At 38.8% G+C, this 13,148-nt stretch carries 13 protein-coding genes and 1 riboswitch; of the genes, 1 reads left to right on the top strand and 12 read right to left on the bottom strand.

The window, feature by feature from the left end; translation table 11 throughout:
• Window position 1: 1 nt before the first annotated feature.
• Together purS and purC are read right to left on the bottom strand one after the other, a co-directional pair.
• Window positions 2–256: a phosphoribosylformylglycinamidine synthase subunit PurS gene (gene purS, locus HMPREF2961_RS11020; RefSeq protein WP_002309490.1), complete on the bottom strand. Its 255-nt coding sequence runs from the start codon at window positions 254–256 to the stop codon at window positions 2–4.
• A complete protein-coding gene (gene purC / locus HMPREF2961_RS11015; protein WP_002315159.1) occupies window positions 256–984 on the bottom strand; it encodes a phosphoribosylaminoimidazolesuccinocarboxamide synthase in 729 nt (242 codons plus the stop codon). Before purC ends, purS begins: the two co-directional genes overlap by 1 nt.
• 256 nt (window positions 985–1,240) lie before the next feature.
• On the opposite strand from purC, the gene HMPREF2961_RS11010 reads away from it, so the two are divergent.
• The gene (locus HMPREF2961_RS11010; RefSeq protein ID WP_002315160.1) at window positions 1,241–1,618 is read left to right on the top strand and encodes a hypothetical protein; all 378 of its coding nucleotides are present in this window, start codon (window positions 1,241–1,243) and stop codon (window positions 1,616–1,618) included.
• A 180-nt stretch (window positions 1,619–1,798) separates the two neighbouring features.
• Here HMPREF2961_RS11010 and purB read toward each other — a convergent pair whose 3' ends face one another.
• The 10 genes from purB to HMPREF2961_RS10960 form a co-directional block, all read right to left on the bottom strand.
• On the bottom strand, window positions 1,799–3,094 hold the full coding sequence (gene purB, locus HMPREF2961_RS11005) for an adenylosuccinate lyase (protein WP_002306865.1): 1,296 nt from the start codon (window positions 3,092–3,094) through the stop codon (window positions 1,799–1,801).
• Between the two features lie 12 nt (window positions 3,095–3,106).
• Window positions 3,107–4,231 (bottom strand): 5-(carboxyamino)imidazole ribonucleotide synthase, encoded by a 1,125-nt coding sequence (purK, locus tag HMPREF2961_RS11000; RefSeq protein WP_002315161.1) that lies wholly within the window; start codon window positions 4,229–4,231, stop codon window positions 3,107–3,109.
• Entirely contained in the window at window positions 4,224–4,712 is a 489-nt protein-coding gene (gene purE, locus HMPREF2961_RS10995; RefSeq protein ID WP_002315162.1) for a 5-(carboxyamino)imidazole ribonucleotide mutase, read from the bottom strand. Before purE ends, purK begins: the two co-directional genes overlap by 8 nt.
• Before the next feature lie 233 nt (window positions 4,713–4,945).
• Entirely contained in the window at window positions 4,946–6,253 is a 1,308-nt protein-coding gene (locus HMPREF2961_RS10990; RefSeq protein ID WP_002292241.1) for a nucleobase:cation symporter-2 family protein, read from the bottom strand.
• 2 nt (window positions 6,254–6,255) lie between these two features.
• Window positions 6,256–6,837, bottom strand: coding sequence for a xanthine phosphoribosyltransferase (locus HMPREF2961_RS10985; RefSeq protein WP_002292242.1), 582 nt, complete (start codon window positions 6,835–6,837; stop codon window positions 6,256–6,258).
• A gap of 114 nt (window positions 6,838–6,951) precedes the next feature.
• Window positions 6,952–7,049: riboswitch (purine riboswitch) on the bottom strand.
• A gap of 355 nt (window positions 7,050–7,404) precedes the next feature.
• A complete protein-coding gene (locus tag HMPREF2961_RS10980) occupies window positions 7,405–8,697 on the bottom strand; it encodes a Gfo/Idh/MocA family protein (protein ID WP_002315163.1) in 1,293 nt (430 codons plus the stop codon).
• Complete coding sequence (locus HMPREF2961_RS10975; protein WP_002315164.1) at window positions 8,694–9,317, bottom strand: hypothetical protein; 624 nt, start codon at window positions 9,315–9,317, stop codon at window positions 8,694–8,696. Before HMPREF2961_RS10975 ends, HMPREF2961_RS10980 begins: the two co-directional genes overlap by 4 nt.
• Before the next feature lie 2 nt (window positions 9,318–9,319).
• Window positions 9,320–10,156, bottom strand: coding sequence for a carbohydrate ABC transporter permease (locus tag HMPREF2961_RS10970; RefSeq protein ID WP_002292245.1), 837 nt, complete (start codon window positions 10,154–10,156; stop codon window positions 9,320–9,322).
• A gap of 15 nt (window positions 10,157–10,171) precedes the next feature.
• A complete protein-coding gene (locus HMPREF2961_RS10965; protein ID WP_002313850.1) occupies window positions 10,172–11,059 on the bottom strand; it encodes a carbohydrate ABC transporter permease in 888 nt (295 codons plus the stop codon).
• Window positions 11,060–11,074: 15 nt separating this feature from the next.
• Window positions 11,075–12,358: an ABC transporter substrate-binding protein gene (locus tag HMPREF2961_RS10960; protein WP_002315166.1), complete on the bottom strand. Its 1,284-nt coding sequence runs from the start codon at window positions 12,356–12,358 to the stop codon at window positions 11,075–11,077.
• Window positions 12,359–13,148: the final 790 nt, after the last annotated feature.

Raw genomic sequence — 13,148 nt, 5'->3', positions numbered from 1 at the left:
GTTATACTTCCTCCATTTTTTTGATTTCATATCGGTATGTTTCCATATTTACATTTGCAAGCAACTTGTCACAAATCGTTTCAATCACTGTATCGATTGGTTCTTCTGTATCAGCAAGTTGTATCTCAAAGTATTTTCCGATACGGATATCTTCGATTGTTTCATATCCCATACGATGGACTGCTTTTTTTACTGCCTCTCCTTGAGGATCTAACACTGAATCTTTATAGGTTACATAAACTTTTACGAAATACATCATACTCGCTCCTTTTCTTCAGTTAGTTCCGATAGACGGTTATATACTTCTTGATAGACTGGAATCAGATCACCTAAGCCTCTGCGGTAAACGTCTTTGTCCATATGTTCATTCGTACGTTCATCCCATAATCGGCAAGTATCCGGTGTTACTTCGTCCGCAAGCAACATTTTTCCATTCGACCGACCAAACTCAAGCTTGAAATCCACTAAAACCAGACCAACCTTAGCAAATAATTCGATCAAAATTTTATTGATAGCTAATGCTTGGGTTTTCAGCTCACTGATTTCTTCCGGTTTTGCCAGTTGCAAGTAATAGATATGGTCTTCATTGACAAAAGGATCATCCAACTGATCATCCTTATAGTAGAATTCAACGATTGGCTCGATTAATTTTTTGCCTTCAGGAACACCTAGACGTTTTGAGAAACTTCCTGCTGCAATATTTCGGATAACCACTTCCAGAGGGATGATTTGTACTTTTTTTGCTAATTGTTCGGTTTTAGATAATTGTTCAATAAAATGGTTTTTTATTCCTCGATGGGTCAGATAGCGGAAAATCGTACTTGTGATTTGATTATTCAATTCTCCTTTCCCACTTATCTGATCTTTCCTCGCGCCATTCAACGCAGTCGCCTGATCTAAGTATTCTACCCAAATCAAGTTTTCATCAGAGGTAAGATATAATTTTTTGGCTTTTCCTTCGTACAGAAGTTCTTTTTTCTCCATGTCTGACTCTCCTTTTTTATTTACATTGAAAGCAAATACATCGATTTTTGTTCGTGTTTTCACTTTGAATTTTAACAATCATCTTTTTAGAAATCAATATAAATATGTACATTAAAGGCATTAGATTCTTTTAATGTTCGTGTTTTGTTATAAGTACAAAAATCCCCTCATCAACAAGCGTTTACATTTATATATAATGATGGTATATTAAAATTAACTAAAAATTTGGATAACTGGATCGAGGAGGCACTTGCCGATGGAAGATACAATAAAACAAGGTCAGCTTTTTTTATCAGAATTAACGGCTGAAGAACGTTCCTGTCTATATAATGATTTGTTGTCGATCAAAGACGTTTATTTATGCAATAAAGATACTAGTTTTTATACCTTTCGGAAAATCCGCCGAGCAGCTAAGCGTTGCGCTGAATGCCGTAAAAGGACTTTTAGCTATCGGACAGAACACAAAGGCGAACTTTTAATCAGTCAGATCCACGAGCAGAAACGTTTCAAAAATCACTATCGTATCCAAATCTTATTTAATGGACAAGAGATGGAATATACTTTTCTCGAAAATTTGCTGCAATATCTCCATAACCAGCATTTTAGTTATAATAGCCAAGCCATTTACGCTTAATTCCTCTATTTTTTTGTATGTAAAGAGGCACGGTAAAGAGGTAGTCGCTTTTAAAATCAGGTTCCTATCATTGATAAGAAAACATAATAAACTAAAAGAAGCAGAACCGCTAACGGATCTGCTTCTTTTTTGGTTATTTTTGCTATTCTATTTTAATTGAACTTTGCAACTCACTCTTCTTTATTCCAAACCTACTCGTTTGAATATCACGTCAACGTTTTTCAAATGATGATGATAATCAAAGGCATCATCTATTTCTTCTTTAGATAATACCGATGTGATGGTCGGATCTTCTTCTAACAGTGGGCGGAACTGAACTTGGTTGTCCCAAGCATACGCAGTTTTTGGCTGAACAAGATCATAAGCTTCTTCTCTTGTCATTCCCTTATCGATCAATTTCAGCATAACGCGCTGGCTATAAATCAAACCAAATGTTGCAGACATATTCCGCTTCATGTTTTCAGGAAAGACCGTTAGATTTTTAACGATATTGCCAAAACGATTTAACATGTAATTCAATAAAATCGTGGTATCAGGCAAGATGATTCGTTCGGCTGAAGAATGAGAGATATCTCTTTCATGCCATAATGTGACATTTTCATAGGCAGTGACCATGTGTCCGCGCACCACTCTGGCTAGACCAGCCATATTTTCTGAACCGATCGGATTCCTTTTGTGCGGCATAGCAGAAGAACCTTTTTGACCTTTCGCAAAAAACTCTTCTACTTCACGTGTTTCAGACTTTTGCAATCCGCGTATCTCTGTTGCAAAGCGTTCAATACTTGTAGCAATAAGCGCCATCGCTGAGAAATATTCAGCATGGAGATCCCGAGGGAGAACTTGAGTAGAGATTTCTTGCGGACGGATCCCCAATTGTTTACATACATACTCTTCAATAAATGGCGGGATATTTGCGAACGTCCCCACTGCTCCTGAGATTTTTCCTGCTTCTACTCCTTTTGCCGCATGTTCGAATCGTTCGATGTTCCGTTTCATTTCTGAATACCATGTGGCAAGTTTCAATCCAAAAGTAGTTGGTTCAGCATGGACACCGTGTGTTCGACCCATCATCACTGTATATTTGTGTTCTTTTGCTTTTTCGCCAATGATTTCCGTAAAACGTTTCAAGTCTTCCCGTAAAATATCATTTGCTTGCTTGATGAGATAGCCATAAGCAGTATCTACGACATCCGTACTTGTTAGACCATAATGGACCCATTTTCTTTCTTCTCCCAATGTTTCAGAAACTGCTCGTGTAAAAGCAACGACATCATGGCGTGTTGATTTTTCGATTTCCAAGATCCGATCGATATCAAATGATGCATGCTCGCGGATTTTTTTCACATCTTCTTGCGGGATTTCACCAAGTTCTGCCCAAGCTTCATCTGCTAAAATCTCGACTTCGAGCCACGCACGGTATTTGTTCTCTTCCGTCCAGATATTCCCCATTTCAGGGCGTGTATAACGTTCTAACATGTTTTTTCTCCTCTAATCCCAAATATTCGTTTGTTTGATTTCTTCCAGCGTTTGCTGGATGTCTTCTGTCAAGATAGTGATATGTCCCATCTTGCGACCTTTTTTCGCTTGTTTTTTTCCATAGAAATGGAATTGCCAGTCTGGCTTATTCTCAATCAAGCGATAGCTTTCCAACAGTTGTTCTCCCAAAACATTGACCATCACTGCATTGCTTGTCAGACGCACTTTTTCTCCTAATGGCCAGCCGCAAATCCCTCGAATATGGGCATCGAACTGACTCATAGAACAAGCTTCGATAGAATAATGCCCAGAATTGTGAGGACGAGGGGCTAATTCATTCACATATAACCCGCCTGTTTTTGTTAAAAACATTTCTACCCCTAGAGCACCTGAAAGGCTTACTGCTTCTGCAATCACACGGGCAATACGCTCAGCCTCCTCGATCACATCCTGAGCAATCGCGGCTGGAGCAATCGTTTCGTGCAGAATGTTGTTTCGATGGATGTTTTCCACGACCGGAAAAGTTGTGAAATCTCCTTGTCCATTTCCTGCCACCATGATCGAAATCTCTTTTTCAAATGGGATCCAAGCTTCTAAAACACAGGTTCCTTCTCTTAAAAGATCCATTGCAGGGGCCAAGTCTGCCCGACTTTTCAAAACATACTGCCCTTTGCCATCATAACCGCCTCGAGTGGTTTTCAAAACGCAAGGATAACCGATCCCGTCAATCGCATCTTGGATATCTGTCGGACTGACGATCGTTGCATAAGGAGCAATCACGATGTTGTTCGTTTCCAAAAAAGATTTTTCCAATAGGCGGTCTTGCGTAATCGCAAGCAAGTCTGTCCCTTGAGGAATAAATGACATGGGTAAGATCGCATTTAGCGCCTCTACACTGACATTTTCAAATTCATAGGTAATGACATCTGTTCTTCTAGCAAGCTCTTTCAGCGCAAAGGTGTCATCATAGACACTTTCAATGTGCCAATCTGCAACTTGTGCGGCTGGACAATCACTTACAGGATCCAGCACACCTACTTTAAAGCCCATTTCTTTTGCACTAATCGCCATCATACGACCTAATTGACCGCCGCCGACGATCCCGATCGTTGAACCAGGCAACAAAGGTTTAACCAAGTTGATCACTACTTTCTATAACAGTTTTAGCCAACATTGAACGTCTTTCAGCCAATTTAGCCTCCAATTCTAAATCATACATGGAAAGCATCTGTATCGCAAGTAGTCCAGCATTAATTGCTCCAGCTTTTCCGATTGCCGTAGTAGCCACAGGCACGCCTCCAGGCATTTGAACAATCGACAGAAGCGAATCTAAACCATTTAATGTTCGTGATTGGACCGGTACGCCGATAACCGGCAAAGTTGTTTTTGCCGCAACCATCCCCGGTAGATGGGCGGCTCCACCTGCTCCTGCAATAATGATTTTGATTCCTTTTTCTCGAGCGCTTTGTGCATATTCAAACATCAAATCTGGTGTGCGATGAGCAGAAACGACTTTTTTTTCATAAGACACACCGAATTCTTCCAATATTTGACATGCTTCTTTCATTGTTTCCCAATCTGAAGTACTCCCCATAATCACAGAGATTTTTGCTGTCATTGTTTTTCCTCCCAGTTTTTCTACACCCATATTTTAACAATCGTATTTTTTGATGTCAAAGAAATTTCGAATATTGATGAAGAAAACCATTTTATTGTTCGTGTTTGTCGAAGGCATAAAAAAAGAATGTGACAAAAGTGATGTCACATCCTTTTTTAATATAAATGGTATTCAATCAGCTGATCCTCGCTATTCACTCAAAACGCTGGTTTCACAACTTTTCTTTTACTTCATTATTTTTTGAAGGCTTCTTCTACTATTTCTTCATCTTTTTTTAAACCATTAAAGATCAGATTCAATATGATCGCCGTAATACTACTCATTACGATGCCATTGCCAGTGAACATTTGCAATGTTTGAGGCATTTGACTGAATAATGTCGGCGTAATATTGAAACCTAGCCCAAATCCAACAGAAACAGCAACAATCAATAGATTTTTATCATTGCTGAAATCAACTTCCAACAGCATACGGATTCCTTGGACTGCCACCATCCCGAACATGACTAACATTCCTCCACCAAGTACCGGCTCAGGAATGATTTGTGCTAACGCACCGATTTTAGGGAATAATCCTAAAACAATCAAGAAGAACGCAGAGAAGTAGATAGGTTTTCTCGTTTTGATACCCGAAAGTTGAACCAATCCGACATTTTGAGAAAAGCCTGTGTAAGGGAATGTATTGAAAATACCGCCTAAGATAACGGCAAGTCCTTCTGCACGATATCCTTTTTTCAATTCTTCTTCTCCAACATTCTTTCCAGTAATGTCACCAAGCGCAAAATATACACCCGTTGATTCTACCATGCTGACCATAGAAATGATGATCATCAGTAAAATCGACCATACATCAAAAGTTGGCTTACCAAAATAAAAGGGTTGTGGGACATGGAACAACGGTGCATCTCCAATCGCACTCAGATCGATCATTCCCATGAAAGCAGCTAAGATGCTTCCACCGACTAAACCAATCAATACCGCGATGGAACGAATGAACCCTTTTGCCAACATTTGCACACCTACAATGAGGAGAATCGTCACAAATGCAAGTAGTAGATTTGTTTTGTCACCAAAATCAGCCGCTGTTGCATTACCGCCACCCATTTTTTCAATTGCTACTGGAATCAATGTCAAACCAATAACGGTGATAACCGTTCCTGTTACTAAAGGCGGGAATAATTTCTTGATTTTAGAAAAGATACCTGAAACTAACACAACAAAGATACCTGAAGCGATAATAGATCCGTAAATAGCTCCTACTCCTTCATTAGTTCCGATCAAGATCAGCGGCGCTACTGCTTGGATCGCACATCCTAAAACAACAGGCAAGCCAATTCCGAAAAATCGGTTAACGGTCAATTGCAATAATGTTGCTAATCCACACATAAAGATATCAATTGAAATCAAGTAAGTCATCTGTTCTTGATTAAAGCCTAGTCCTGTACCGATCAAAAGAGGCACCGCTACTGCTCCTGCATACATCGCTAATAGATGCTGCAGCCCTAAAACCGCGGCTTTTCCATTTTGTGTTTCTTTTTCCACGTTTATGCGTCCTCCTCAAGAAACTCAACTTGTCCATTCGTCAAGGAAGCGATACGTGCAAGAGAAACGACTCTCAATCCCATTTCTTCAAGCAACTGACGTCCATCTTGGAAAGACTTTTCAATGACGATCCCGATTCCTTCTACTTGAGCTCCAGCTTGCTGGCATAATTCAATCAATCCTTTTGCCGCTTGTCCGTTTGCCAAGAAATCGTCAATAATCAATACTTTATCTTCTGAAGATAAGAATTTACGAGAAATAGAAATCGTACTTGTCACTTGTTTCGTAAAAGAATAAACAGAAGCCGTCAATAATTCTTCATCCATCGTCAAGCTTTTTGCTTTTCTGGCGAAGATCATTGGAACACCTAATTCTTTTGCAGCAAATAAAGCTGGTGCGATCCCAGAAGCTTCAATGGTCACAACTTTCGTGATCCCTTGTTCTTTAAATACTTCTGCAAACCGTTGTCCCATTTGTTCCATCAATACAGGGTCTACTTGGTGAGTGACGAAACTGTCGACTTTTAGTACGCCCTCGCCTAATATACGTCCGTCTTTTTGAATACGTTCAACTAATTCTTTCACTTTATTTGCTCCTTTATCATTTATTAATACCAAAAAACCGCTTTTGTGCAAAAACCTACTATGTTTCTGTTAAAGAAAAACACCCTCCACTTTATCATAAGAAAAGAAGGGTGAAATAGCCAATCTTTTACTTATAGTCCAGCATTTACGGTACTGGCTAGAAACTGTCATCCATATTATGACGATATATAAGTAGGTATGTAAAACTAATAATAGTGTAAAATCATTTTCTTGCAACTGTTTTGCACGTGAAGGCAGTTTGACATATTTGAATAAAGAATGTTGTTTCAAATATTGAAAATAGTCTAACACTACTTTCTGAAACTGACAACGTGGTTTACTTATTTTTTTGTAAAATCTAATGATTTTTAATGCATTACTCCTTTTTGTTCGGGTTTAAATAGTTATTTTTATTTTCACTTATCCAAAAATTCTATTCCACACAAAAAGGATTGTGAAAAAAACGTGTCACAACCCTTCTTTCGAATAAATAGTGTTCCAAAGACAACCTACGGCAATAGCGCACAGATTTATAACGTACAGGAAATAATTTTCGTAAATTCCTTCTTATTCCTTGAAGCTGACAAGTTCGTCAATCGCCACTGCTTTTCCTGAAGCAATAGAGTGATTTGCTGCAATTCCTGTCAAGATCGACAGGATACCATCTACGTGAGTTGCTGCTCGATTCCACGGATCTTCTTCCTTTGCTTCGCCAAATAGATCATCCAACAAACGTGGATCTCCTCCGCCATGTCCGCCTGCTTCTTGTTCAACGATTACCTCATAGGGTTCACCGAACATCGGATAGACCTGGATGGACTGAAGAACGGCTGCTCCCTCGTCTGTTTTATCTCCACCAGCGTTGATATAGGACTTTTCGATCACTTTCATTTCGATCCGTCCTTTGCTGCCATTAAAAGAAACATTGAATCCTTCCCACGGCATATACGCATTTAGCGAATACGTCAATATCGTACCAGTCTCGTATTTGACCGTCACTCCTAACGTATCTTCAATAGAGATATCATCGGAAAATACACTGCGATCACGAATGTATCCACTGTCTTCTTCTGCTTCCAAATACATTTCTCGTAATTCCTCATTGGCTGATAGATCTATAGCAAATGGATCATTTTTGGCTAGTTCGCTTCCATAGCATCGACTGTAAAATGTTTCTACTCCGCGTTTTTCCGCATTATGCATTCCATAAAAATTCAATCCACCAAATGCGAATACCTTTTTTGGCTGGCTACTCAACCAAAAGTTCACCAGATCAAAATGATGGGTAGATTTGTGCACGAGAAGTCCGCCACTATTGTGTTTATTTCGATGCCATCTTCTGAAATAATCTGCCCCGTGCTGCGTATTCAGCAACCATTCAAAGTGGATAGAGAAAACATCGCCGATTATGTCTTTTTCCAGCAGTTCCTTTATCTTCGTGTGATATGGCGCATAACGATAATTGAAAGTGACTCGCAGATTCCTTCCCGTTTGTTTTTGGACAGTTATTATTTCTTGCGCTTTTTCCTCATCAATAGTCAGAGGTTTTTCGCAAATAACATCATACCCTTTTCTCATTGCACGGATGATATAATCATGATGCGTTCGATCTACTGACGTAATAATGACTTCATCTGGCTGTACATCATCCAGTAGCTGTTCAAATTGCGATGGCATACATGTCTTTACTTTCTTCTGTCCATACTTGATCACAAGTACTCGATTTGCATAATCCATTCTTGTTTGAGACACATCACAAAAACCGACCAGTTCACAAGTTTGATGATACGTAGAGGCAATTGCCTCATAAAAAAAGCGAGCTCTTCCGCCAAGACCGACTTGTACATATTTTTTCTTCATTTAAACTCATTCTCCTTTTCTTTTAACCAGCATGCCGTGACAAACGGCAGTCCAGGATACAGCAATGCAGCAAGTAAAAAATCATACTGTATACACCAAAACAGCCCATACAAAAGACAGAAATACCACAGAAACCCTTTGACGTTTTTTGACAACAGCCAGATATTCCTTTTGATCAAATAAATAAGACTATCTGCTTTCTCTTCTTTGCAGACATCAATTAGCGTACTAAAAAAACCATGGGATACAAAAAGCAACAGACACAATAGAAAAGGAATCAGATACCAAGCATCAGCCTTTTCTATGAACAAATACCAATCAGCTGCAAAAATAAGAACGAACAGCTGAAACAACGCAACAATGAAACATGACCTTTTGATTTTTTCTTTCCGCCAACCTACCTTCTTTTCCGCCAAATAATGGGCAGATAGATAATAAGCAGGATACATCATCAAAAAATAAATCAGATAGATAACATGAGCAGAAAGCGTTAATCCTAAAGTGAAAAAACATCCTAGAAAAAAAGCGAAAAGACCATGACTGATAAGACTGGTTAAAAAAATCCGACAGAAATAGTAGTTGATCTTGTAAAGAAACATCTCCTCTATTGGCTTTTTCATATTCAGCCTTTCAAGCCGCTTGTACTGATTCCTTGGACGAGATATTTATTGAAGAATAAGAAAATCAGAAAAACCGGCAGCAGAGACAGCGTAGACATCGCAAACATACTAGCGTAAGTCGTGCTAGATCCAGCATCTGCAAATAATTTGATGGCAATCGATACGGTATAAGATCTCGGCTTGTTCAAATAGATCAGCGGTCCCATAAAGTCATCCCATTTCCAATAAAACTGGATAATGATCGTGGTGATGATCGAAGGTTTCAGCAAAGGAAAAATAATTTTGGTAAAGACACTATATTTGCTGCATCCGTCAATAATCGCAGATTCATCTAACTCTTTGGGGATACCAACCATGAATTGCATGATCTGGTAAATAAAAAATGCTTGTCCAAAAAAGTGCGGTAAAATCAGCGGCACATACGTACCAACCAAATTCAGCCGATTGTAAATAATAAACTGCGGGATCAAAATCACTTGTGCAGGAATCATCATCGTTACTAACATGACGACGAACCAGAACCTTTTTCCTTTGAAATCGATCCTCGATAATGCGTAAGCAATACAAGTCGAGCTCAGCACTGTCCCGATCGTTGATACCGCAGAGATGACAAACGAATTCTTAAAGAACGTGAAAAATGAGATTCCAGCAAAACCTGCCCATCCTTCTGCGTAATTTTCCCATCGAAAAGTTTCTGGAATCAAATTCAGTGAACCACTCAGAATCTCTTGATCCGTTTTAAAAGAACCTGCGATCATCCACAAGACTGGATAAATCATGACTAGACCTAATAGCAAAATAAACCCGTACTGGAACCATTTCATTACTGTTTTATTCATTTTTTCCTCCCTCGTTCACACAACGACCCATTTTTTTGATGATTTGAAAATCAGAAAGGTGACAGCCCCCATGATCAACAGCATGATCCACGAAATAGCACTAGCATACCCCATAGAATTAAAAGAGAATGCTTGGTTATACACATAAAGAGCATAAAAGTTCGTGGCATCATTCGGACCACCTTGGGTAATGATGAACGCTTGCGTGAAAGTCATAAACGCTGCAATCGTCTGCATGACCAAGTTATACAAAATGATTGGTGAAAGAAGAGGTAGCGTGATTTTGTAAAACGACTGCCATTTATTCGCTCCATCGATCTCTGCCGCTTCATAATACGAGGCTGGAATCTCTTTGATACCTGCAGCAAAGATGATCATTGCCGAACCGAATTGCCAAGCAGACATCAAAACAAGAGGGATCATGACCAATTTTTGATCGCCAAACCAGGAAAGTGCTGGTGCGCCTAGTCGTTCTAGAAAAATATTCACTAACCCATTTTTAGAAAATAATTCTCGCCACACTAGAGCAATAGAAATACTGCCGCCAATCAAACTAGGTACATAATACAAAGAACGAAAGAAAGTCGTCCCTTTGATATTTCTCGTTAAAAGATAAGCAATCAATAGACCAAAGATCAGTTTCACAGGCACAGAGGCAAATACATAGAGAAAAGTGACTCGAATGGAGTTCAAAAAACGAGCATCACTTAGCATTTTTATATAATTATCCAAGCCAATCCATGAGACTGGATTCCCCAGACGATAATCGGTGAACGAATAATAAAGAGACAAGATCATCGGTATTACCGTTATCAATAGAAATCCTAGAATAAATGGAGAAGCAAATACGTAACCGACCACGTTATCTTGATTCATGAATCGTTTTAGTTTTTCTTTTTTCATGCTTTCCTCCTGTTACTATTCCAGAATGTTTGAAGCAAACTCATAAAGACTCTCTGCTGCTTCTTCTGCCGTCATTTCTTCATAGATGACTTTTTCTACCAAAAGATTGTATTGATCTTGGATCTCTGGATTTAAAGCGCTATCAAAAACATTTACTTCACCGTTGTCCATATCGGAGATCATTTCTAAATAGTCGAATGTCGCTTGTAAAGTTGTATCATCTGTCTGAGCGAGTTGTTCTCGAATATTGGACATGATTGGTACACCGCGTTCTCCTTTTAAAATCTCATTGGCTTCTTCACTGTTTTGGAAGAAATCAATAAATTTAGCCGCTTCTTCTTTGTGTGCTGAATTTTTTGCCATACTCAGCATTTGCGAAGAACGTAAAGGAATACCAGATTCTCCATCTGCTTTTCTGCGAGGGGGATTAATCAATCGAATTTCCATGTCTTCAGGAGCGCCTGACAAAATTTCTGTCAACTGGTTACTTGATAGAAAAACCATCGCTGCTTCGCTATCTCTAACTGCCTGAAAAGACAGATCTGTCGTACTTGCAGCTCCACCACCCGGTTCTGGATGGGCACCTTTGTCTACCAGATTTTTACGCAGCTGGAAAAAATCTGTTAAATAATCCGGATTTTCGAATCCCAAGCTGTTAGATAAATCCTCCTGATTATAAAAATTCAATCCTTTCTCAACTTGCGGTATTTGAATAATACAGCCAGCTATAAAATCTTCGAACCTTGAAATAGCATAGATCCCTAATTCTTCAGTGATTTGATAGCTGATTTGTTCAAATTCTTCCCATGTCCAATTGGAAGCAGGTTCAGGGATACCTAATTGTTCAAATATATTTTTATTGTAAGCAATCGCAAACGAGTTCACCCCGTTGGACAGTCCAACTAATTGCCCGTCGTAAATCGTCGTTGCCAAATAGGATTCATCCGCATTAGAAACATCAATTATCCCTTGCTCCACATATTCATCTAATGGTTCAATCTGATTGATGTATTGAGGAAATTGATTATTTAATTGAAAAATATCCCAGATATCATCTGATGCTGCTAGCGTACCTAATTTTGTGTAATATCCTTCATAATCATAGAATTCATACTCGATCGTCACATGGGGATTTTTTTCTTCGTAAAGCTCGATTACTTTTACCGTTGCATCGTGTCGAACTTGTGAACCCCACCAAGCCATGTTCAACGTGATTTTTTCGTCATCCTCTTGCCCACAAGCTGTCAAGAATAATAACATAACACTTAATGCTAAGATGATTCTCATTTTTTTCTTCATTTTCTACACCTCTACTTCCATTGACATTTTTCAATATACTGTATTTTTATACAGTATATATTTATAAAACCATCTTTTTTTAAGGCGAATAAAAACCAAGGCTTGCCTTTTTGTTCTGCCTAGGATGAACAACTCAATACTTTCAAGGAAAATTAGATAGTGCTGATTCTTTTTCCATTGCTACAAACACTTCTTGCTTCAATGATGGGAGGATAATTGCGCAAAGAAAAAAGGATATCAGACAACCGTCCAATATCCTTGACATAGCTAAATAAGCGTGCCACTCTGCGTATATTATTCCCTTAAAAATCAGAAAAAATAACTAGTAATTCTGTATGAAATTAGGTACAATATACACGTCGATGCACAAGCATTGACTATGGCAACTTGATTGGTCAGTTCCCGCTGACTTTTCAAGCCCCGGCGATTTAGCTGCTACTAAATTGCCGGGTGCCTTTTTTAGTTTTTATTCGTTTTTCATTCTATAGAAAGCGCTTCAATAAATCAAGACATTTTTTTGACGTAAAGCTAATAATAACAACATATTCCGACCGTTTATATGTACATTACAGATAAAAAAACAAAAAAATCTTCTTTTATTTCTGAATTTCGAACAAATAGGACCAAGTATAAAAGAGGTCGCGAGCCTGCCGTTCAGCTCCGAGTCACAAGAAACAATTTAAAAAAAACAGCTTCCCATGTTTGATGAATATTGTGACTTGTGACCGAGGAATTGGTAAGAGAACACCGTTTAACCGGAAAAAGAGCGTGGGACAAAAGTAAAGAACAC

The sequence above is a fragment of the Enterococcus sp. HMSC076E04 genome (assembly GCF_001814285.1).
In the GTDB taxonomy this organism is placed as follows: domain Bacteria; phylum Bacillota; class Bacilli; order Lactobacillales; family Enterococcaceae; genus Enterococcus_B; species Enterococcus_B lactis.
This window is presented reverse-complemented; position numbering and strand designations above follow the sequence as displayed.